23 protein-coding genes are annotated in these 22790 nt (G+C 52.2%); 10 read left to right on the plus strand and 13 right to left on the minus strand.

Features of this window, described 5'->3' with window-relative positions:
• Nucleotides 1–47: 47 nt before the first annotated feature.
• On the minus strand, nt 48–1712 hold the full coding sequence (locus DDT52_RS13510) for an ATP-dependent endonuclease (RefSeq protein ID WP_136156807.1): 1665 nt from the start codon (nt 1710–1712) through the stop codon (nt 48–50).
• A 299-nt stretch (nt 1713–2011) separates the two neighbouring features.
• On the opposite strand from DDT52_RS13510, the gene DDT52_RS13515 reads away from it, so the two are divergent.
• The 4 genes from DDT52_RS13515 (at nt 2012) to DDT52_RS13530 (ending at nt 7373) form a co-directional block, all read left to right on the plus strand.
• A complete protein-coding gene (locus DDT52_RS13515; protein ID WP_136156872.1) occupies nt 2012–2911 on the plus strand; it encodes a LysO family transporter in 900 nt (299 codons plus the stop codon).
• Nucleotides 2912–3101: 190 nt separating this feature from the next.
• Nucleotides 3102–4754: a hydroxylamine reductase gene (gene hcp, locus DDT52_RS13520; RefSeq protein WP_136156808.1), complete on the plus strand. Its 1653-nt coding sequence runs from the start codon at nt 3102–3104 to the stop codon at nt 4752–4754.
• Nucleotides 4755–4802: 48 nt separating this feature from the next.
• Nucleotides 4803–5810 carry an NADH oxidoreductase gene (hcr, locus tag DDT52_RS13525; RefSeq protein WP_136156809.1) on the plus strand — a complete coding sequence of 336 codons (1008 nt, stop codon included), beginning with the start codon at nt 4803–4805 and terminating at the stop codon, nt 5808–5810.
• 129 nt (nt 5811–5939) lie between these two features.
• Nucleotides 5940–7373, plus strand: a complete 1434-nt coding sequence (locus DDT52_RS13530; protein ID WP_136156873.1) for a DUF2867 domain-containing protein — start codon at nt 5940–5942, stop codon at nt 7371–7373.
• Nucleotides 7374–7375: 2 nt separating this feature from the next.
• Here the strand turns inward: DDT52_RS13530 and DDT52_RS13535 are convergent, their stop codons facing one another.
• On the minus strand, nt 7376–8206 hold the full coding sequence (locus DDT52_RS13535) for an N-acetylmuramoyl-L-alanine amidase (protein WP_136156810.1): 831 nt from the start codon (nt 8204–8206) through the stop codon (nt 7376–7378).
• Between the two features lie 49 nt (nt 8207–8255).
• On the minus strand, nt 8256–8579 hold the full coding sequence (locus DDT52_RS13540) for a heavy metal-binding domain-containing protein (RefSeq protein ID WP_109055513.1): 324 nt from the start codon (nt 8577–8579) through the stop codon (nt 8256–8258).
• Between the two features lie 146 nt (nt 8580–8725).
• On the opposite strand from DDT52_RS13540, the gene artP reads away from it, so the two are divergent.
• The 5 genes from artP to artJ (DDT52_RS13565) all read left to right on the plus strand — a co-directional run bounded on the left by artP (nt 8726) and on the right by artJ (DDT52_RS13565) (nt 12609).
• Nucleotides 8726–9454: an arginine ABC transporter ATP-binding protein ArtP gene (gene artP / locus DDT52_RS13545; RefSeq protein WP_281728909.1), complete on the plus strand. Its 729-nt coding sequence runs from the start codon at nt 8726–8728 to the stop codon at nt 9452–9454.
• A gap of 20 nt (nt 9455–9474) precedes the next feature.
• On the plus strand, nt 9475–10206 hold the full coding sequence (artJ, locus tag DDT52_RS13550) for an arginine ABC transporter substrate-binding protein (protein WP_136156812.1): 732 nt from the start codon (nt 9475–9477) through the stop codon (nt 10204–10206).
• Between the two features lie 11 nt (nt 10207–10217).
• Nucleotides 10218–10934, plus strand: coding sequence for an arginine ABC transporter permease ArtQ (gene artQ / locus DDT52_RS13555; RefSeq protein WP_136156813.1), 717 nt, complete (start codon nt 10218–10220; stop codon nt 10932–10934).
• Entirely contained in the window at nt 10934–11602 is a 669-nt protein-coding gene (gene artM / locus DDT52_RS13560) for an arginine ABC transporter permease ArtM (protein WP_136156814.1), read from the plus strand. Before artQ ends, artM begins: the two co-directional genes overlap by 1 nt.
• Nucleotides 11603–11877: 275 nt before the next feature.
• Entirely contained in the window at nt 11878–12609 is a 732-nt protein-coding gene (gene artJ, locus DDT52_RS13565) for an arginine ABC transporter substrate-binding protein (RefSeq protein WP_136156815.1), read from the plus strand.
• Between the two features lie 58 nt (nt 12610–12667).
• On the opposite strand, the gene rlmC is transcribed toward artJ (DDT52_RS13565), so the two are convergent.
• The 9 genes from rlmC to nfsA all read right to left on the minus strand — a co-directional run bounded on the left by rlmC (nt 12668) and on the right by nfsA (nt 21610).
• Nucleotides 12668–13798, minus strand: a complete 1131-nt coding sequence (gene rlmC, locus DDT52_RS13570) for a 23S rRNA (uracil(747)-C(5))-methyltransferase RlmC (protein WP_136156816.1) — start codon at nt 13796–13798, stop codon at nt 12668–12670.
• A 124-nt stretch (nt 13799–13922) separates the two neighbouring features.
• Entirely contained in the window at nt 13923–14375 is a 453-nt protein-coding gene (locus DDT52_RS13575) for a YbjO family protein (protein ID WP_136156817.1), read from the minus strand.
• A 208-nt stretch (nt 14376–14583) separates the two neighbouring features.
• Complete coding sequence (potI, locus tag DDT52_RS13580) at nt 14584–15429, minus strand: putrescine ABC transporter permease PotI (protein ID WP_136156818.1); 846 nt, start codon at nt 15427–15429, stop codon at nt 14584–14586.
• Complete coding sequence (potH, locus tag DDT52_RS13585) at nt 15426–16391, minus strand: putrescine ABC transporter permease PotH (RefSeq protein ID WP_136156819.1); 966 nt, start codon at nt 16389–16391, stop codon at nt 15426–15428. The genes potI and potH overlap by 4 nt, the downstream gene beginning before the upstream one ends.
• 14 nt (nt 16392–16405) lie before the next feature.
• The gene (potG, locus tag DDT52_RS13590) at nt 16406–17539 is read right to left on the minus strand and encodes a putrescine ABC transporter ATP-binding subunit PotG (protein WP_136156820.1); all 1134 of its coding nucleotides are present in this window, start codon (nt 17537–17539) and stop codon (nt 16406–16408) included.
• A 154-nt stretch (nt 17540–17693) separates the two neighbouring features.
• Nucleotides 17694–18803, minus strand: coding sequence for a spermidine/putrescine ABC transporter substrate-binding protein PotF (potF, locus tag DDT52_RS13595; RefSeq protein ID WP_136156821.1), 1110 nt, complete (start codon nt 18801–18803; stop codon nt 17694–17696).
• A 377-nt stretch (nt 18804–19180) separates the two neighbouring features.
• Entirely contained in the window at nt 19181–19660 is a 480-nt protein-coding gene (locus DDT52_RS13600; RefSeq protein ID WP_136156822.1) for a type III secretion system chaperone family protein, read from the minus strand.
• Nucleotides 19661–19863: 203 nt separating this feature from the next.
• Complete coding sequence (gene rimK / locus DDT52_RS13605; protein WP_136156823.1) at nt 19864–20775, minus strand: 30S ribosomal protein S6--L-glutamate ligase; 912 nt, start codon at nt 20773–20775, stop codon at nt 19864–19866.
• A gap of 115 nt (nt 20776–20890) precedes the next feature.
• Entirely contained in the window at nt 20891–21610 is a 720-nt protein-coding gene (gene nfsA / locus DDT52_RS13610; RefSeq protein WP_136156824.1) for an oxygen-insensitive NADPH nitroreductase, read from the minus strand.
• Between the two features lie 241 nt (nt 21611–21851).
• Here nfsA and DDT52_RS13615 point away from each other — a divergent pair, with 241 nt between their 5' ends.
• Complete coding sequence (locus DDT52_RS13615; RefSeq protein WP_136156825.1) at nt 21852–22118, plus strand: GrxA family glutaredoxin; 267 nt, start codon at nt 21852–21854, stop codon at nt 22116–22118.
• Nucleotides 22119–22184: 66 nt separating this feature from the next.
• Here DDT52_RS13615 and DDT52_RS13620 read toward each other — a convergent pair whose 3' ends face one another.
• The gene (locus tag DDT52_RS13620) at nt 22185–22574 is read right to left on the minus strand and encodes an inner membrane protein YbjM (protein WP_136156826.1); all 390 of its coding nucleotides are present in this window, start codon (nt 22572–22574) and stop codon (nt 22185–22187) included.
• Nucleotides 22575–22790 lie beyond the last annotated feature (216 nt).

The raw sequence follows: 22790 nt of genomic DNA on the forward strand, positions 1-22790 counted from the left end.
GCCAGCATTTTTTATTTGCGGTCCGGCGCTTCGTCATTCGTAATGCGCTAATCGGCCCGACCGCGGGCCAGCCATAACACGCGGGAAAACATGCTGCGAATCAATGGCGGGATCGCATCACCGCCCATGGATGCCGCTTCCATTGCTACTTCAATCGCCAAATCCGGCTTTGACGAGCGATGAATCGCCTTGACGATGATTTTATGCATGGAGAGCGGGACTTTTTCTGGCAGTTGCGCAATTCGATGGTAAACATGGCTGAACCCCTCGCGGTACATATAGTGCTCCATATCCAGCGCCGGCAGTACCGTCAGATGATCCCGTTCGCTGTCTCCCTGCTGATGAGATAGCATACCTTTCGCCGTGGCCGCATACTTTTTCCCCGCCTCATCACCATCCACCAGCACATGCCACTCTATGCCCATCCGACGGGCAAATTTCACCAACGGTCTGAGTCCCGACTGGGCAAATTCGATCACCTTAACGCCTTCCGCTTCAAAATGGTGGCCGCACTGGCGCGCCAGTTCATTGAGCATCCAGACTTCGGTTTCCCCTTCAACCAGCAACCAGCATCGGGCGAACAGTGACGCCGGACGATTAAGGCGGATATGGAAAGCAATGCGGCGGCTATCTTCCGCACTCATCCCCTGCGGACCAATGCGGAACGTCGCCACGCGGGAAGATTCCCGCACCAGACGGCATACCTGCTCCATTGGCACCAGCGACAGGAGTTCGCCGGAATTTGTTGTGGTGACTTTCTGCAACGGCAACTGCGTCAGTAATCCCCACGCCACCGACAACATGATCGGATGTAGTCGCGTTTCAGGGTCTTCGATCAGCAGAAGAGGACGGGCATGCGGATCCAGCGCCACCGACCCTTTTGCCTGTAGCAGCGTGGAAAAAAGCCCCAACAGAATAATCCGACGGCTGCGGCTGTTCGGCTCGGCAATCAGCCGATTGATGTTATCCAGAGAACGCCATGATTTACCGTTATGCGCCCGCTCATGCCGATGATGACGTTCACTGGTGACCGACCCCTGTTCAGAAAAATAGTGTTCCAGCAGCTGTTGTATTGCTACCAGCCCCTGGCGCAGCTCTTTATCCGTCAGCTTCTGCGGATTATGTGCCAGTTCACGCATCAGTTGCTCGAACTGCTGTGCCAGCTTTTCATTGCTGTTATCCATGGTGGCAGCCAGAGTCCCTGTCCGCAAGCGCCGTATAAAACGGGCATCCCGCAGACGCAGTACGGGATGGAGACGAATGACTTCCCGCGCCAGCCCATCAATGTCGTTCAGTTTAATCGGATGCCCTTCGGCATCAAGAAAACTGCGCCAGGTAAAGACGACCTGACTTTCATCTACTTCACCTTCCAGACGATAAAAAATCCGGTGTAGCGACTCCTTGCCTTCAACCCAGACACGCTTGAGCGGACGATAACGCGGTGCAAGGTGGTGCCCAGGCCCGGTTTCGCAGAAGGTGAAAATGATCTGCAAATGGCGTTCGCGACTGTTTTCATCACCCGGATTAAAATAGAAATCCTGCAAATCAAAATGATAAAGGGGTAATGTCGGGGCCAACAACAACGACAGCGCATCAAGCAGGCTGGATTTCCCCCAGGCGTTCTCACCAATCAGTACGGTATTATCACCCAGCATTAATGACAGGCGGTTAATGCCCCGGAACCCCAGTATCTCTATATTTTCCAGATACATCCGTATCTCCTGTTTTCGTTTCGCTGGTGGTGGCGTAATAATCCTCCTCCCACAATCCGTTATCTCTCAAGCCACCGATAGGTTGATGTCCTTATCCAGCCCTTTAGGATCACAGTAAGCAAGCATTAAATCTGATCCTGACAGATTTGCCACCTACGTTGGCCGATGGATTATCTGAATGTTTCGCTTCTTCTCGCTGCCGACACTTTACTCGCGATGATTAATTGTTTAATTTTAATAGATTATGTCTTTTTCCCCTCCAGTTATCCGCTTTTCTGTTTAAGGACGTCAATTCTGTGATGTATTCGGGATTATTAATTATTTTACTGCCGCTTATCTTTGGCTATCTGGTGCCTTTGCGCGCGAAAAAAGCATTACAGTCAATTAACCAACTGCTGAGCTGGATGGTGTACGTCATTCTGTTTTTAATGGGGATCAGTCTGGCTTTTCTGGATAATCTCGGCAGTAATCTGTTACTGATTTTTCGTTATGCCGCCGTTTTCTTTGTTTGCATCATTGCCGCTAATGCCACGTCCCTGTGGCTATGGGGCAAACATGATGTCTGGCCGGGAAAATTCGAGCAGGAGGCGCCTCCCTCGCGCCTGCATATGATTCTGGACTCTTTAAAGCTGTGTCTGGTCGTATTTGGCGGTTTTCTGCTGGGATTAACCCAATGGACGGGTCTGATCTATGCCAGTCAGGGAAGCGAATATGCGCTGATTTTATTACTGTTTTTCGTAGGCATACAGTTACGCAACAGTGGGATGACGCTGCGTCAGATCGTATTGAACCGTCGCGGCATGACGGTTGCGCTGGTTGTCGGTATCAGTGCGCTGGCGGGCGGCCTACTCGCCGCCTGGGTTCTCGGCCTGCCATTCAGAACCGGGCTGGCGATCGCGTCCGGCTATGGCTGGTATTCGTTATCCGGCATTCTGTTGACTGACGCCCTTGGTCCAGTGATCGGCAGTGCGGCCTTTTTTAACGATCTGGCACGCGAACTGTTGGCGATTATCTTGATTCCCGCCCTGGCACAACGTAACCATTCCTGCGCACTTGGGCTTTGCGGCGCGACGTCGATGGATTTCACGTTGCCGGTGTTACAACGCAGCGCCGGCGTAGATATGGTTCCAGCGGCCATTGTACATGGCTTTTTGTTGAGCCTTGCCGCACCGGTACTGATGGCGTTGTTTTCATCATAGCCTGTCGTTTCATGATGTTTTCCCCGTTCCGTCGGACAGTGATTGAGAGTCATTTTCATTGTCCACATTCAAAATTGCGCTAAATCAAAGTTATTTAAAGTTGCATTAAAAAAGCCTTTTTGGATATGTCGCGACCCTCTATGCTTTTAAACAAGTATTTTAAATGCAACTTTAAAAAAGGACGTCATATATGTTTTGCGTGCAATGTGAACAAACAATTCGTACCCCGGCGAAAAATGGCTGCTCTTATGCTCAGGGCATGTGTGGTAAAACCGCAGAAACTTCCGATCTGCAAGACCTTCTGGTTGCCGTGTTGCAGGGGCTATCCGCCTGGGCGCTGAAAGCCCGCGAGCTGGATCTTATCGATCATGATATCGACAGCTTTGCGCCACGCGCCTTTTTCTCCACGCTGACTAACGTTAACTTCGATTCACAGCGGATTATTGGCTATGCGCGGGAAGCGATCGTGCTGCGTCAATCGCTGGCGGTTCGCTGTCGTCTGCTTGATGAACAGGCGACTGTCGATCATCCCATGGCGGATCTGCAACTGGCGGGGAACGATATCCCGACGTTGCTGCAACAGGCGGCCGATTTCGCACTGGACAGTGATAAAGTCAAGGTCGGTGATGATATCCATGGTCTGCGTATGCTCTGCCTGTACGGGCTGAAAGGTGCCGCGGCGTACATGGAGCATGCTCATGTGCTGGGTCAATACGACGAAACCATTTACGCGCAATATCATACTTTTATGGCCTGGCTAGGCACACAGCCCTGTGATGTGGATACCCTGCTGAATAACGCAATGGGTATCGGCCAGATGAACTTCAACGTGATGGCGATCCTCGACCGAGGCGAGACAGATGCCTATGGTCATCCTACCCCCACTTCCGTCAACGTCCGTCCCGTCGCCGGTAAAGCCATTCTGATCTCGGGTCATGATCTCAAAGACTTACGTATGCTGCTGGAGCAGACGGAAGGAACCGGAGTCAATATCTATACGCATGGCGAAATGTTGCCTGCTCACGGTTACCCGGAACTGAAAAAATTCAGGCATCTGGTCGGCAACTACGGCAGCGGCTGGCAGAACCAGCAAACAGAATTCGCCAAATTTCCCGGCGCCATCGTCATGACGTCCAACTGTATTATCGACCCGAATGTCGGCAACTACGGCGATCGCATCTGGACACGCAGCATCGTTGGCTGGCCGGGCGTAAATCATCTGACAGGCGATGATTTCAGCGCGGTGATTGCTCAGGCACAAAGCCTGAGCGGTTTCCCTTACAGTGAAATTGAACACCGGATCACCGTCGGTTTTGGCCGGGAAACCCTGTTAAGCGCCGCCGATACCGTGATCGATCTGGTGGCACAAAAGCAATTGCGCCACGTCTTTTTGGTCGGCGGCTGTGATGGCAGCCGCGAAGAACGCAGTTATTTCACCGACTTTGCCGTCAACGTGCCGGATGATTGCCTGATCATGACGCTGGCCTGCGGCAAATACCGCTTCAACAAGCTGGATTTCGGTACGCTGCAAGGCCTACCTCGCCTGCTGGATGTCGGTCAGTGCAACGATGCCTACTCCGCCATTATTCTGGCCGTGAAGCTGGCCGAAAAACTGGGATGTGGCGTGAACGATCTGCCGCTCAGTCTGGTGCTGTCCTGGTTTGAACAAAAAGCCATCGTCATTTTGCTGACCCTGCTGTCACTTGGCGTGAAAAATATTTATACCGGCCCGACCGCACCGGGATTCCTGACAGAAAATCTGCTGGCCATTCTGAACGAGAAATTTGGCATGCGGCCAATCACCACCGTTGAACAGGATATGAACGCTATTCTGGCCGCCTGATGAATTAGGGCGGGTCGGCGCCGATCCGCTTTCTTATGGAGATTTGTTATGACCATGCCGACACCGCTTTGCCCAAATCGCATGCAGGTGCACTCGATTACTCAGGAAACATCCGACGTCTGGACAATTTCTCTGATTAATAATGATTTTTATCCCTATCAGCCAGGGCAGTATGCGCTGGTCAGCATCGCCAACCGTGCTGATACGCTGAGAGCTTATACGCTGTCTTCCTCTCCGGGCCTGAGCCGTTTTATTACATTGACGGTGCGACGACTGGATGACGGCATCGGTTCCCGCTGGTTAACCCGGCAGCTTAAACCGGGCGATTATCTGTGGCTGTCTGATGCACAAGGCGAGTTTACCTGCGCCAATGCCGGCAGCGATCGTTATCTGATGGCGGCGGCGGGTTGCGGCGTTACTCCAATTATGTCGATGTGCCGCTGGCTGCTGGCGAATAAACCCCAAACCGATATTCAGGTGATTTTTAACGTACGCAGTCCACAACAGATGATCTTTGCAAACGAATGGCAAGCGCTGGTACATCGTTACCCACAGCGCTTACGCCTGACGCTGGCGGCGGAAGAGGATGCAGCCGCCGGCTTTCTGACCGGTCGCATCAGTCAGGAACTGCTATCCCAACAGGTGCCGGATATTGCCAGCCGAACCGTGATGACCTGCGGTCCTGAGCCTTATATGCAGCAAGTTGAAACGTTCTGCCAGCAGTTCGGCGTACCTGCTGAACGTTTCTTCAAAGAACGCTTCCATACGGTTGACGAAGCGGTTGATAGTGACAGCAAACCGTTGACGCTGACCATCAACCGTCCGCTGCAAACGCTGCGTGTTCCGGTCGGCATTAGCCTGCTGGCTGCATTGGAGGCCAACAAATTGCCGGTGCTGGCGGCCTGCCGCGCGGGCGTCTGCGGCAGTTGCAAAACCCGCGTGCTGTCCGGAAATTACACCACGACCAGTATGATGACCTTAACGCCTGCGGAGATCGCTCAGGGCTATGTACTGGCCTGTAGCTGTCAACTACAGGGTGATACCGTTCTGGCCTGATCGTCGCCGCGAGCCATGATGGTGGTAGTGCCGCCATCATGCACATCCAAATCGCGTTGCTGCTGTTTTTCCCGTTCCCGGCTATAGTAATAAACCGCATCGTTATATGTACCGTGGAGCCTATCCGTGATGACATCCCAATCCGCTCCGATTCTGATTCTGGGCGCCAGTGGCTATATTGGCCGCCACCTGACCGAACGTTTCAGTCAGCAAGGACAGCCCGTGATTGCCGCGGCGCGTCAGGTAGAAGCCATTGACGAGCAACATTGGCCGGGGGTCGACTGTCGGCAGGTTGATTTGTGCCAACCGGATACGCTGGCAGAAGGACTCTGGGGCGCGGAAACGCTCTATTATCTGGTCCACAGTATGGGGGACGGTGAAAATTTCATCGCCAAAGAACGCATAGCAGCCATGAACCTGTTACTGGCGCTGTCCGCCAGCCGGATAAAGCAGATTATCTATCTGGGTTCGCTACAGGCGAAAAATGACAGTTCGCCCCACATGGCGGCCCGAAAAATCACCGGAGATATTCTGCGCAGCAGCGGCATTCCGGTAACAGAGCTGCGTGCCGGCATTATTATTGGCGCGGGTTCAGCCGCTTTCGAGATCATGCGTGATATGGTGTACAACTTGCCAGTGCTGACGCCGCCACGCTGGGTCCGCTCCAAATCCGCGCCTATTGCGCTGGAAAACCTGTTGGTTTATCTGACTGAAATCCGCCATCATCCGGCACCGGGAAATCGCATTATGGACGCGGTGGGCCCGGAATATATCAGCTACCAGACCATGTTTGAGCGTTTTATCGCGATCAGCGGCAAACGCCGCGTATTGATCCCCATCCCCATGCCGACACATCTGGTTTCCGTCTGGTTTCTGCATCTGATTACGTCCGTTCCTCCCACCATTGCCCGCGCGCTCATTCAGGGACTGAAACACGATCTTCAGGCGGATGGGGCCGCGTTGCAGGCGCTGATCCCGCAAACGCTGATTACCTTCGATCAGGCGGTGCGTATTACGCTGCAAGGCGAAATGGAAAGCACCCAGCGCGCCGGCTGGGGTAACGATACGGAAGTCCGCGCCCGCTGGAAACCGGACTACGGATTTTATCCCAAGCAGGCAGGACATACTCTCGATACCCCGGCGTCCAGTCAGGCGCTGTGGCAGGTTATCCAGCGGATCGGCGGCAAAGAAGGTTATTTCTATGCCAACATGCTATGGAATTTACGCGCCAGGCTGGACGATCTCAGCGGTAACGGCGTGACTTACGGACGCCCTGACCGGCCTACGCTGGAAATCGGCGATAAAATTGACGGCTGGAAAGTTATCTCCATCAAACCACAGCGGCAGCTGGTCATGCTATTTGGTATGAAAGCGCCGGGACTGGGTAAGCTCACGTTTACCATTACCGATCAAGGCACCCACCGCACGCTGGATGTCAGGGCCCGCTGGCATCCCGCCGGTTTTAACGGGCTGGTCTACTGGTTTTTGATGATGCCGGCCCATCTGTTTATTTTTCGCGGCATGGCTGCGCGAATTGCCGGACTGGCGGAAGAATCCGGCTGATATCACCGCGCCGCGCCATATTTTTCCAGCAGGGCATCCACAATGGCTTCGGTTTGCGCATCCGCATGTCCCTGATAGTTTTCCGGGCGGAAATGCATTTGAAACGCGGCAATGACCTGTTGTTTCTGGCGGTTCGTCATGTCATGGGACAGCGGATAGCCATAGCTCGCCAGCTTATCCAGTAAACGCCCGGCATCCACCGGCTGTGAAAACGGCCGGCCATCAAGATAAAACGATACCCTTGATTCATCCGGCCAGGCGCCAATCCCCGCCTGGGCCAGCGTTTTCCACGGAAAAAGCGGGCCGGGGTCCTGTTTACGCAGCGGAGCGATATCGCTGTGGGCCACCACATTTTGCGGCGCAATCTGATGACGTGCGACAATCTGGCGGGCTATCGCCGTCAGTAGCGCAATCTGCGCCGGAGGAAATGGCGTCCAGCGGATGCCGGTCAGCGTTCGCTGGTAACCCGGATTTTCCAGTTCGATGCCAATCGATGAATTATTCAAACGGGTAAATCCCCGCCAACTGCTGGCGCCGGCATGCCACGCAGCCTGTGATTCTGGCACCAGTTGCCAGGCGACGGGTTTCCCCTCCTCCAACGGCGGGTTAGCCGGGATCAGATAATGTGCACTGACCTGTGCATCCGTCAGAATATTCAGGGACATCGGGAAATCTTCCGCCGTATAGTGAATTACCAAAAAACGAACCCGCGATTCCTGAGCGCGGGACTCATGTGTCGTGACCAGGTGGTACTCACTCCGATCCCGCGGAGACATCGCTGATTGGCATCCTGCCAGTACAAACAGCATCAGCAGAGTGATGCATTTAATCATGGCGTTTCCCGTTGCAATTTATTTTCCTCCATCGGTGATTGACCAATGATTAACGGCGCACCTTCACCGCCGTGCCGCTGATGGTCACCATCAACATGCTGCTGTCCTTACCAACCGTTTCGTAATCAATATCAATGCCCACCACGGCATTGGCGCCCAGATCCTCAGCCTGCATCTGCAATTCCTTAAATGCTATCTGCCGCGCTTTACGCAATTCTTTTTCATAAGCACCGGAACGCCCCCCGACCACGTCGCGGATACTGGCGAAAAAATCACGAAAAATATTCGCCCCCAGAATGGCTTCCCCGGTCACCACGCCGCAATATTCCGTAATGGTAAACCCTTCCAGACTCGGTGTTGTAGACAATTGCATCATAGACTCCTCAGACCGTAAGCGACTATTTTGTGCTATTATTTAAGCAATAATTCGCTTGTTCACAAATTTTAACCCATGGCGATTGCATAACTATACTGCCGACGTTAACATTCGCCGCATCAATGTCTATTCAATTCTTACGCATGAGTATTCAACTAAACAGCATTAACTGTTTCTATGGCGCGCATCAGGCGCTGTTTGACATCACTCTCGATTGCCCGGCGGGTGAAACGCTGGTTCTGCTTGGTCCAAGCGGCGCAGGTAAAAGTTCCCTGTTGCGCGTGCTTAACCTGCTGGAAATGCCGCGTTCGGGCCAGTTGTCCATCGCCGGCAATCAGTTTGATTTCAATCATGCTCCCGCCGATAACGCTATTCGCGAATTACGTCAGAATGTTGGCATGGTTTTCCAGCAATATAACCTGTGGCCGCACCTGACCGTCGCTCAAAACCTGGCCGAAGCACCCTGCCGCGTGCTTGGATTAAGCAAAGATGAAGCCAAGGCGCGTGCTGACAAGCTGCTTACCCGTCTGCGTCTGAATGATTTTGCCGATCGTTATCCTCTCCATCTTTCTGGCGGCCAACAGCAACGGGTGGCCATTGCCCGCGCGCTGATGATGGAACCACAGGTTTTGTTATTTGACGAGCCGACGGCCGCGCTGGATCCTGAAATTACCGCGCAGGTCGTGAATATCATCCATGAACTGACGCAAACCGGGATCACACAGGTTATCGTGACCCACGAAGTCGAATTTGCACGCAAGACCGCCAGCCGGGTGGTCTATATGGAAAATGGGCGCATAGTGGAACAAGGGGATGCCGGTCATTTTACCCAGCCGCAGACCCCTGAATTCGCCAGCTATTTATCACATTGATTAATATCAGGAAAATTACAATGAAAAAATTGATCGTTGCAGCACTTTTGGCGGGTCTGAGCGCATCGGCCAGCGCCGCAGAGACTATCCGCTTTGCGACCGAAGCCTCTTATCCTCCGTTTGAATTCGTGGATGCCAGCAATAACATCCAGGGCTTTGATATCGATCTTGCCAACGCCCTGTGCAAAGAGATACAGGCAACCTGTACATTCAGCAACCAGGCATTCGACAGCCTGATCCCCGGCCTGAAATTCCGCCGTTTTGAAGCCGTTATCGCCGGCATGGATATCACGCCGGAGCGTCAACAACAGGTTGCTTTTACCCAGCCTTACTACGACAACTCGGCCCTGTTTATCGCGCAAAAAGAGAAAGTGGCTGATGTGACCGCGCTGAAAGGCAAACGCGTCGGCGTACAGAATGGCACCACGCATCAGAAATACCTGATGGATAAGCACAGTGAGATCACCACCGTGCCTTACGACAGCTATCAGAATGCGGTGCTTGATCTGAAAAACGGTCGTCTTGACGCCGTGTTCGGCGATACCGCCGTCGTGAATGAGTGGTTAAAGCAGAACGATAATCTGTCTGCCGTCGGCGAAAACGTCACTGACAAAGACTACTTCGGTATCGGTCTGGGCATCGCCGTGCGTCAAAACGACGATGAACTGGTGAAGAAATTCAACGATGCGCTCGACAAAATCAAGCAGGATGGCACCTATCAGACCATCTACAAAAAATGGTTTCAGCAGTAATCTGACGCTCAATGATTGAATTTCACCCTCTTGCAAGCGCCGCCGGGATGACCGTCGGCCTTGCCGTTTGTGCACTGGTGCTCGGGCTCATTCTCGCCATGTTGTTTGCCATTTGGGAAACCGCTCGCTGGAGAGTAGTAAGCTGGAGTGGCACCGTACTGGTGACGCTATTACGCGGCCTGCCGGAAATTCTGGTGGTGCTGTTTATCTATTTTGGTTCTTCCCAATTGCTGCTGATGCTGGCAGACGGTTTTACCCTGAATCTCTATCTGGTGCAGATCCCGGTAAAACTGAATATTGAGATGTTCGAAGTCAGTCCATTTTTGTGCGGCGTGATCGCCCTGGCGCTGCTGTATGCCGCTTATGCGTCTCAGACGCTGCGTGGCGCGCTGAAAGCCGTTCCACAAGGACAATGGGAATCCGGTCAGGCGCTGGGACTGAGTAAATCGGCGATTTTCATACGCCTGATTATGCCGCAAATGTGGCGTCATGCCCTGCCGGGGTTGGGTAACCAATGGCTGGTATTGTTGAAAGATACCGCGCTGGTTTCGCTGATCAGCGTGAACGACCTGATGCTGCAAACAAAAAGCATTGCCACACGAACACAGGAACCTTTTACCTGGTATGTGATCGCCGCGGCCATTTACCTGGTCATCACCTTGTTAAGCCAGTACGTTCTGAAACGCATTGAGCTGCGGACGACGCGTTTTGAGCGGAGGCCTTCCTGATGCTCGCTTATTTGCCTGATCTGTTAAAAGGCCTGCATACCAGTCTGACGTTGACGGTCGTGGCGATTGCCGTGGCGCTGATACTGTCACTGTTGCTCACCGTCGTTCTGACCTTGAAAACGCCGGTGATTGCCACCCTGGCGAAAGGCTATATTACGTTGTTCACCGGGACGCCGTTGCTGGTTCAGATTTTCCTGATTTACTACGGCCCCGGTCAGTTCACGTCTATCCAGCAAATTCCCTGGTTATGGAGCCTGCTTTCACAACCGTGGCTCTGTGCGATGGTGGCGCTGGCGCTGAACAGTGCGGCCTATACCACTCAGCTGTTTTACGGAGCGGTTAAGGCGATTCCTGCCGGACAATGGCAGTCCTGTGCCGCACTGGGCATGTCGCAGCCGCAGACGCTACGAATTTTACTGCCTTTTGCGTTTAAACGCGCCCTGTCATCTTATTCAAATGAAGTGGTCCTGGTTTTTAAAAGTACCTCGCTGGCTTACACCATTACGCTAATGGAAGTGATGGGCTACAGCCAGCTGATGTATGGACGCACCTATGATGTGATGGTTTTTGGCGCCGCGGGAATTATCTATCTGTGCGTCAATGGGTTACTTACCCTGTTAATGCGTTTAATCGAACGTCGCGCCCTGGTGTTTGAGCGCCGCAACTGATTCCTCATTATCAACATTCGCTATCAGGCAGGCTGACAACAGCCTGCTTTTTTTATGGAGCTATCTTTGCCCGCCTCCCTTCGGCAGGCCATTGCAAGCGGCGTTGAAAACTGCAGCATGACTATAGCGACCCGCTGTTTTATTAAGCAAGAAATCGATTTTTTACTCATTTTATTTGCATATAAATTCATTAACTGGCAAGGTAATCGTCGTGAAGCCGGAAACCATCCGCGCAATTATTCGTATGATTAAAAGAAAAAATCTGGAGCAGGTAGATGAAAAAATTATTGATCGCCACATTGCTGGCAGGGGTGACATTCAGTGCCACAGCGGCAGATAATATCCGTTTTGCGTCATCAGCAACCTATCCTCCTTTTGAATCGCTGGATGCAAATAACGAAATCGTCGGTTTCGATATGGATCTGGCGAAAGCGCTGTGCAAACAGATGCAGGCAACCTGCACATTCACCAATCAGGCATTTGATAGCCTGATCCCGGCCTTGAAATTCCGTCGCTATGACGCCGTTATTTCAGGCATGGATATTACCCCGGAACGTAGTAAGCAGGTGGCGTTCACTCAGCCCTACTATGCCAACTCTGCCGTGGTGATCGCGCAGAAAGGGAAATTCACCGATTTTGCAGCACTGAAAGGCAAACGTATCGGTATGGAAAACGGCACCACGCATCAAAAATACCTGCACGACAAGCACCCGGAAATACAGACCGTTTCCTACGACAGCTATCAAAATGCCGTACTGGATCTGAAAAATGGCCGTATTGATGGCGTATTCGGGGATACCGCCGTCGTTAACGAATGGATTAAAACCAATCCCAATCTGGCAACCGTCGGTGAACATGTCACCGATGCAGAATATTTCGGCACGGGGCTGGGCATTGCGGTCCGACCGGACGATAACGCCCTGTTGGAAAAGCTGAACAAGGCGCTGGATGCCATCAAAGCCGACGGCACCTATAAAGCCATTAACGATAAGTGGTTCCCGCAGTAATCTGCTCGCCGTTCAAACTACGCGGCCCCCGAAAGGCCGCGTCGTCATGACGCGTTGATCAGTCACTTCTTTTCAATAGCGTCAACACTTCATAATGTGCCGTATGCGGGAACATATCGAACAATTGAACGCGTAAAGCGTGATAGTTTTTCAACTCATCCATATCCTTCGCCATGCTCTCGGCATTACAGCTGGAATAAAGAATGTAGGCCGGCGCCATACGGCTTAGGTAAGCACACAGTTCGCTGCCTATACCACGACGCGGCGGGTTAACCACAACCAGATCGGGGATTTCCGCTTTAGCGGTGGCAAAACGCGTGGAATCCAGCGCCTGAAAATCGACCTGGGTTAACCCCAACTGCTCCGCAGAACGGCGCGCGCAGGCGATGGCTTCAGCACTGATTTCGATGCCTGTCAGGCGTATCCGTGGCGACGCACAGTGCAGGCCAAAGCCGCCCACGCCACAGAATAAATCCCACATGCTGGCAATGTTCAGTTCGGCTACCCAGTCGCGGGCGGTAGCATACAGCGCGGCGGCCACCTGCGGATTGGTCTGGAAAAAACTCTGTGGACGAATATACAAAGGCACCTGATTAAACTGCTCGGCCAATGACGACGAATCACTGAGAATAATCTCCGCCTTCCCTTCCATAACCGCCTGATGGACGGGCTGGATATTGGCAGAAATCACCTCAAGCTGCGGCAATTGCTGTTGCAACCACGGCAAGGCGGCTCGAAGTTGAGCGAGTTTGGTTTCCGAACGTAAAACGAAACGCAGCATAAACGTGCCACGAGAAACGCTCTCCGTCAGCAACAGGTATTTTAACTCCCCCCGACGACGCGCAACGTTATAAGGTGTCAGCCCCGCTTTGGCGATAAACGTTTTCAGAACCTCGAAAACCGGGAGAAAACTGGCGGGATAAAGCGGACAATCACAGAGATCGACAGCGGTGCCGTCGCGATGCAACATTCCTAATAGCGGGCGTTCAACGCTGCCACTGACCACCATTTTGGCTTTATTGCGAAACGCCGCCTGCGCCGAGGAACTGACGGGCAGCCACTGCTGAACGGCATACGGCTGCAACAGATCGGCAAGGTGCCGTTGTTTATCCGACAATTGCTGCGGGTAGGCTTTTTCCAGCCATTGACAGGAACGACAGGTTCCCATGCTGTATCGTGCACAATGCATAAAATCTAACTATCAGAATAAATACCCAATGTGAGGATTGTACCATCGCGGATGAATATCCCCCTCATCTTTCAGGTACGGCCGACCGGCCTGCGCGAACCCTGAAATCCGGCGGGTAACGCGCTTATTTCTGTCGCAGAAAAAAACGTTTGCTTCGGCGGGGTAAAAACAGCAACACGATAACCAAAAAGTCCGGTATTTTCTGAAGCATCAACTGATGCAGGACGGCGGTGTTATTCTCCCCTGAAATATGGAATATCGCGGGCAGAAACTCACTCAATGAGGCAAACAGCAAATACAGAGTCACCAGGCACTGACAGAGAACATACCCCCAACGTCCCCAATTATCCCCGGACAACACCACGAACCCACAGCGGATTTCAATACAGATAATAATAAGCGACAGCAGCAGCACCAGCGTTGAATCCCAGGCTTCGGCACTATTGCCAATCCACCCGCCCAGACCGCTCGGCCCCAACTCCCATATCAACAGTAAAATTCCCAGAAAACGGGTCGCAATAATAGCGATCCCCGCCACCATGACAGGAACCGGGGCGTACACTTTTCGCTGAGTCATTTCCTTCCTGGTGTACAGAATTTCAACGTTCTCCCTTCAAACGAAACCATGTTCTCTGTCGCTCACAGAGATCTTTTCTTTATAAAATCATTACGATAAAGTCGTTACCTTATAAAATCAACGCGCTTTCAGAACAGGTAACGCCCCCTTACGGCGGCGTTACCTGTTGCAGATTCACAGTGTGGCTGGTTTTCGTTGATGCTTCAAATCAGCCGCGCCTCGCTTTTTGCATATCGCGTTGACGCTGCTTCTCGGCCCTCGCCATAAACCACCAGGCAATAAAACCAATGATCCCTACCACTAACAATATCAACGAAGCCAAGGCGTTAATCTGCGGATTAACGCCCATTCTGACACTGGAGAACACCAGCATCGGCAACGTGGTTGAACCTGGTCCAGCCACAAAACTGGCGATAACCAGATCGTCGAGCGACAAGGTAAATGCCAGTAGCCACCCTGAAATCAGAGCCGGCGCGATCATCGGCACCGTGATGATAAAAAAGACCTTCAGCGGCGTAGCGCCGAGATCCATCGCCGCTTCTTCGATGGAACGATCGAGCTCTCGCAGGCGCGCGCTGATCACCACCGTGACATAAGCCGTACAGAAAGTCACATGCGCAAGCCATATGGTGAACATGCCTCGCTCAGCAGGCCATCCTATGGCATGCCCTAACGCGACAAACAGCAGCAACAGCGACAAGCCGGTAATCACATCCGGCATAACCAGCGGAGCCGTCAGCATAAAGGCAAAACCGTTAGATCCACGGAAACTGCCAAAACGCACCATCACCACCGCCGCCAGCGTCCCGAGAATCACCGCCATCGAGGCCGAAGCCGCGGCAATCGTCAGGCTGAGGACGACCGCACTGATCATGGCCGAATCATGGAACAGTTCGGTATACCAGCGCGTTGACCATCCCGCCCATACGGTAACCAGTTTCGAGCTGTTGAAAGAATAAATCACCAACATCAGCATCGGCGCATAAAGGAAGGTAAAACAAAGGACCAGAATCACAATGCGCCACGGTGAGCGAACGACCGGTAAATTATTCATACCGCATCCCCCGTTGCTTTGCTCTGATGCTTATGGAACCAGATAATCGGCATAATCAGCAGAAGCAGCATGATAATCGCTACCGCCGAAGCCACCGGCCAATCCCGGTTATTGAAGAATTCTTGCCACAGTATACGGCCAATCATGATGCTGTCCGGCCCACCGAGCAGTTCAGGGATCACGTATTCCCCCACCGCCGGTATAAAGACCAGCATGGAGCCTGCAATAATGCCGCCTTTGGTCAATGGCATAATCACGCTGAAAAAGGTTTTAAGCGGACGCGCGCCTAAATCCAGCGACGCCTCGACCAGAGAATAATCGAGCCGGGTAAGCGCGGTGTAAATCGGCAAAACCATAAACGGCAGATAGGAATAGACCACGCCGATATAAACCGCCAAATTGGTATGCAGAATCACCAGCGGCTCGTCGATAACGCCGATCCACAGTAAGAAATTATTCAGAATACCGTTGTTTTTCAGAATCCCCATCCAGGCATAGACGCGAATCAGGAACGACGTCCAGGACGGCAGGATCACCAGCAGCAACAGAATGTTGCGGGTGGAAGGCTGGCTGTGCGCCACCGCCCAGGCCAAGGGATAGCCGATAAGCAGACAACACAGCGTGGAGACGGCCGCCACCTGCAACGATTGCAGATAGGCTTCAAAATACAGCGGATCGTCCAACAGATGCAGATAGTTCCCCAGATTGAGGGAAATATCCAGTTTGTCATCCATCCAGGAAACCAGATCCGTATACGGCGGGATCGCCCGCGCCATCTCAGCCAGACTGATTTTGAAAACAATCAAAAATGGCAGCATAAAGAGCAAAAGCAGCCACAGGTACGGCAGTGCGATCACCAGCTTGCGCCCGTGATCCTGACGCCAGCGAGCCATCAGTAGTTGCAGACGACCCCTGGTTTTTCCAGGCGGTTCCGCGGTGTGTTGTTCAGGAAACATTGTCATGACGTCATTCCTCACTACACCGTCAATACCACACAGCTATCGGCATCCCAGCACAAACGCACTTCGTCGCCCCAGGTGGGCGCGCCTTTGCGGTAGCGGTAGGCGTTCTGTAGCTGCGCACTGATGATTTGTCCGCTGGCAAGGCGGACATGGTAGATCGACAGATCGCCCAGATAGGCAATATGCACCACCTCACCGACGGCGAAGTTACAGCCATCGGCCGGAATGGTCTCACACAGCATGATTTTTTCAGGGCGCAGCGCAATGTAAACCGGTACGCCGTCTACCACGGAAACGTCAGAATCCACTTTCAGCGGATGCACCAGTCCCGGACTTTGGATAATCAGCGCATCATCGCGACGTTCGGTCAGCATGCCTTCAAACATATTCACCGAACCGATAAATTCGGCGCTGAAACGGGTGTTCGGATGCTCGTAGATTTCTTCTGGCTCGCCAATCTGAACAAACTTGCCGCGGTTCATGATGGCGATACGCCCCGCCATGGTCATCGCTTCTTCCTGATCGTGCGTCACCATGACACAGGTCACGCCAACACGCTCCAGAATATCGACCACTTCAAGCTGCATACGGTCACGCAGCTTTTTGTCCAGCGCGCCCATGGGTTCATCAAGGAGCAACAGTTTCGGACGTTTTGCCAGACTACGCGCCAGCGCAACGCGCTGACGCTGACCACCGGAAAGCTGGTGCGGTTTGCGGCTGGCAAATTCCTGCATGTGTACCAGCGTCAGCATCTCTTCGACGCGATCCTTGATCTCTGAGCGCGACAGTTTGTCCTGCTTCAGACCAAAGGCAATATTTTTTTCCACCGTCATATGGGGAAATAACGCATACGACTGAAACATCATGTTAATGGGACGCTGATAAGGCGGCACCAGTGACAGATCCTGACCATCAAGAACGATTTGTCCCTGAGTCGGATGTTCAAAACCGGCCAGCATACGGAGCAGCGTGGATTTCCCACAGCCGGAAGCCCCCAGCAAGGCAAATATCTCACCTTTGTAAATCGTCAGACTTACGTCATCAACAGCAGCCTGACCATCAAACGATTTGGTCAGATTGCGCACTTCCAGCAACGGGGTAGCCGCTTTTTGAGGCTTGGGCTGGGGACGGGGAATAGCGTCATTCACTTAAGCATGCTCTCCGGCAAAAGCAGAACAAATCACCACTTTTAATGCCAAAACAAGCTGCTTTGTACATCCAAAAGCCGTGACACATATATAGCGCGAACAGGCGGGTATTAGCCGCCTGTTATTTATCACATAGAGTCAGAATGGAAAACGTTTATTTACCGCTTTTTACCCTCGTCCAGGCGCGCGTACGCGTACGGTCAATCTGCGGTGATTGAACTTTGAGCGTAAACAGTTTGGCGCGAACATCCTCTGGCGGATAAATGCCCGGATTAGTACGGATATCTTCGTTTACCAACGGCACCGATTCCTTATTCGCACTGGCGTAGTACACATGGTTGCTGATGTTCGCTATCACGTCCGGCTTCAGCAGATAGTTCAGAAACTGATAGGCTTCATCGACGTTTTTAGCATCGGCCGGAATGGCAAAGACATCAAAGAAAGCCAGCGCGCCTTCTTTCGGGATGCTGTAGTGAATATTGACCCCGTTTTTGGCTTCCTGCGCCCGGTTGGCCGCCTGCATGACATCGCCCGCCCAGCCTACGGCCACGCAAATATCGCCGTTCGCCAGATCGTTGATGTATTGTGATGAGTGGAAGTAACGGATGCTCGGACGCAGTTTCAACAGCAAATCGGTTGCGGACTTGGTGTAATCATCTGCTTGAGTACTATTGGGATCTTTACCCTGATAGTTCAGCACGGTGGCGAAAATCTCTTCCGGCGCATCCAGGAAGGAAACGCCACAGCTTTTCAGTTTCTCCAGGTTTTCCGGCTTCAATACCAGATCCCAACTGTCGACGGGCGCATCGGCCCCCAATACCGCTTTGACTTTCTCCACATTGTAGCCAATGCCGGTGGTCGCCCACAGGTAAGGCAGCGCATACTTGTTATCCGGATCGTGCTGGGCAATCAGTTTCAGCAATTCAGGATCCAGATTTTTGTAATTCGGCAGTTTACTCTTGTCTAAAGGCTGGAATACCCCGGCGGCGAGTTGACGTTCCAAAAAGCTGGCGGAGGGGACGACCAAATCAAACCCTGTGCTGCCAGCCATCAGTTTGCCTTCCAACACTTCATTGGAGTCAAACACGTCATAAACGACTTTTATGCCCGTTTCTTTCTGGAAATTCTGTAACGTGTCCGGCGCGATATAGTCAGACCAGTTATAGACATGCAGCGTTTTCTCTTCCGCAGATGCGGTGACGGACGCGGCCATCAGCAAGCCGGCAACAACACCCGAAAGCCATTTTTTACGTTGGGTGAACATCCGTTCCTTCCTCCATACAAGGGGGTGATTCATGGGAGTAAACTTGTATCATCTCGATACAGAACTTTTCCTGAGTGTGAACAGTCACGATAAGCACTGGTGAATGGCTATGCACTAAAGTCATAGTAGACACCGATATAAAGACGAATCTCACGCCCGACTGTCACTGAAATTAAGCATAACCGCAGCGCCTCACGCATACCATAGTCGGAAGTAAAAAATGGCTTTTATCGATTATTTATTCACAATTTATCTATGTGATACGGCCATTTAGCCTTAAATAACGGTAAATATCTGGTAATAAGAAGAAAATGCAGAATAAACCATGGATGACAGGAAATAAGTAAAACTGATTGCTGCCGTTGGCAGCAATAGCATCAATGCAGATTGGTGTAGTAGGTTCTTCCAGCAGAGGTGTCTTCATCGTCGCTGATAAACAGGAGATTATTGGCGCCCGCTTCCAGAATAATCATCGAAATTTGTTCTTCCGACTGCATCATAAAATGCCGGAATTGTTCCAGCGTCATGCCTGCCGCCACGCTAAATGACTGACAAACAATAAGTTTCGGCAGATTATCATCCTGAACATCAATAAACGCTTTGACGGTCAGGGAACTGGCATTAATTTGGCTTAAATCACCCACCAGAGGAATCAACGCACTGGGCTTCACTTCCGCCAACGCAGAAAACAGGATGACGTTATCCACCAGATCGACTTTCGCATCAAAGACGCCATCAAAATTCTGCATGTGGGGTAAATGTAGTGCCTGACAGGAATCACATTCGAAAAACAGAATGTTCAACTGATCCAGCCACCGCCGTAGCATATTCAGATCCGGCACGATGAGTGAATCCATGATTGTTTGCCTCATACTGGACTATTCTTAAAAAAGGGCTCATAGCTTACGGAATATTCGATTACGATACCATCGAATACCCTAAATAATTCAAGTTGCACGAAGACGGCATTGCCGGGCAAATTCGTCTGGAACAGATTTAAACGCCGCTGGCGGCGGCCCCGGCGAGGGGCCGAGTAGCAAAGCCAACGCACATGCAACTGCTAGGTTTTGCCTACTGGCGCGGATGACGCCGCCAACGAACGCACATGCTGCTCGATAAACTCAATCATCATACCGGCAATATCCAGCCCGGTAGTCGTTTCTATTCCTTCCAGACCGGGCGATGCGTTAACTTCCATCACCAACGGCCCTCGCTCGGCACGCAAAATGTCCACGCCGGCCACGTTCAGGCCCAGCGTTTTCGCCGCTTTGATCGCAATCGCACGCTCCTGCGCCGTAATCCTGACCTTGCTGGCTGAACCGCCACGGTGCAGATTGGAACGAAATTCCCCTGATTTCGCTTGCCGCTCAATCGCAGCCACAACCCGATTGCCGATCACCAGACAGCGAATATCCCTACCCTTCGCCTCCCTGATATACTCCTGAACCAGGATGTGGGCATTCAATCCCCGAAACGCATCAATCACGCTCTCCGCCGCCTGCCGGGTTTCCGCCAGCACTACACCGATCCCCTGCGTGCCCTCCACCAGTTTCACCACCAGCGGCGCGCCCCCCACCATTTCGATCAGATCACCGGTATCATCCGGCGAATGCGCAAACCCCGTGACGGGCAAATCAATACCTTCACGCGCCAGCAATTGTAGCGAATGCAGTTTGTCGCGGGCGCGAATCACCGCGACAGCGTTATTCAACGGATAGCTGCCCAGCATTTCAAACTGACGCAGCACCGCCGTGCCGTAAAACGTGATAAGCGAACCAATCCGTGGGATGACCGCATCGTATTTAACCAGTCGACGGCCACGATAATGAATGGAGGGGGCAGCCGAATTGATATTCATATAACAGGACAGCGGATCGATGATATCAATGCTGTGCCTGCGCTCCGCGGCCGCCTCACGCAGACGCTTGCAGGAATATAACGAACCGTCACGAGACAGAATGGCTATCTTCATAAATGTCCTATACCCAATAGATTTCGAGCTGCGGGACAAAACGTTATCGTTTTGAACAACGCCAAGCGTTGGCTCTTTCGCCCCTGCAACTTGAAAGATGGCGGGTATGCAGATACTAACGTATCGCCCATCCCTGTTGATGTAAGTAGTCCAGCATAAACGGACGCCGCTCTTTTTTCAGCGTACGCTGAACATGCTCACTCCAGCTATCGCGCCGATCACCGGTGCGCTGAAGATAATACTCGACCATTTGTCGATCATATTCCGCTAATTTCTCGCGATCGAGCGGCTGATAAACGTTTTCGTGCATCAGCATCGCCACTGGCATACGCGGTTTTAACAGCGGATCGGCATCCGGGTATCCCAGGCACAATCCAAACAACGGTAAGACATGGCGCGGCAATTTCAGCAATGTGGTGACATCGGCAATATTATTACGAATGCCGCCGATAAAAACCCCACCGAGCGCCAGGGACTCCGCCGCAACCAGCGCATTCTGCGCCATAATGGCGGTGTCTATGCAACCAATCAGCAACTGTTCAGCCAGTCCGGTTTCAGCCTGGGGGAAAATTTCCAGATGTCGGTGAAAATCGGCACAGAATACCCAGAACTCGGGAGCCTGCGCGACATACGTCTGTTCCCCCGAATAATGAACCAGCGTTTGACGCACATCCGGATCGGTAATACGAATGATTGAAGTACACTGCAAAAAACTGGAACTGGATGCACTCCGGGCAGCGGCGATAATTGCGCTACGCTGTTCATCCGTCAGCGGTTGGGAAGTAAAGGCGCGAATGGAACGATGGCGTTGTAGTAAATCAATGGTCGGCGTCACTCTGCATATCCTTCAGATATTAAGTCATATACCTACGGCTGACGATTATATGCCAGACTGTCGATCAGACCAACGCCCGCCTGCGTTTCGGTTTCGTCCCATCATAGATAAAACAAATCAGTACAACAGGTAATTACTACTTTTTTTCATCAAGGAATACGAGCATAGTAATTCTCAATAACGATAGGTATTACGCCAATAGTTTTAGAAAGAATTTTCTTAATTTTACTAAGGAGTTTACATGTTCGCGGTTATTTTCGGGCGTCCTGGTTGCCCTTATTGTGTGCGCGCTAAAGAATTGGCAGAAAAGCTGACAGAACAACGTGACGACTTCAAATTCCGCTATGTGGACATCCACGCGGAAGGGATTACGAAGGACGATCTGTCCAAAACTGTCGGTAAACCCGTTGAAACCGTACCGCAGATTTTCCTTGATGAAAAACACATCGGTGGTTGCACCGATTTCGAGGCTTACGCCAAAAAAAATCTCAGTCTGTTCCAGCAATAACCGACTCAATGACCAAAGGCGCAGCGCTGCGCCTTTGGTTTTTATCTACTTGCCGGCGCATTCTCATCATCTTTCCCGAATCTTGCCGTGAAAGTAGCGTCGATATATCCCATTCAGAAACAAGACCCCTAACGCGCCCAATACACTCCAGAATACAGCACTCAGGACATAAGCAAGCTCTTGCCAGAAAGAGTCCAACGGTGTACGCCATAAATGCAGAACCACCAGACACAGCGGCATAGCCGCCAACGCGCCAACCAGCGGATAGATCAAACGACCTTGAGCAGACAGACAGCTGGCAATCGCACCGGGCAGCAAAAAGAGCAACATACCGGGACCGCCAAGCAAGTTTTCGCCCGCCGCCACATCGGACACATCCATTTTCTGGCTCAAGAAAACCACGATAAACAATAAAAAACAGCAGGCGGCGCCAACCCAACCTTTATCGTTTGTCATACTTTGCCTCCCTTAACTAGGTACACACCTCCACGCCATACTTGTCTGACACCCAAGGTGGAAAACTGCCCATCGTTCAAGTTGCAAGCATCCTGGCTGCATTATTCCCGGTCCCTTTGGGTCTTGCCCTTTCGGGTCCGCTGCAAGCAGCGTTCGAATCTGCTCCGGCAGATTTATCGTCCGAATCACTTGACCGCCGTAAGCTCATCAGAATGA

The organism is Brenneria roseae subsp. roseae, assembly GCF_003115845.1.
GTDB classification, from domain to species: domain Bacteria; phylum Pseudomonadota; class Gammaproteobacteria; order Enterobacterales; family Enterobacteriaceae; genus Brenneria; species Brenneria roseae.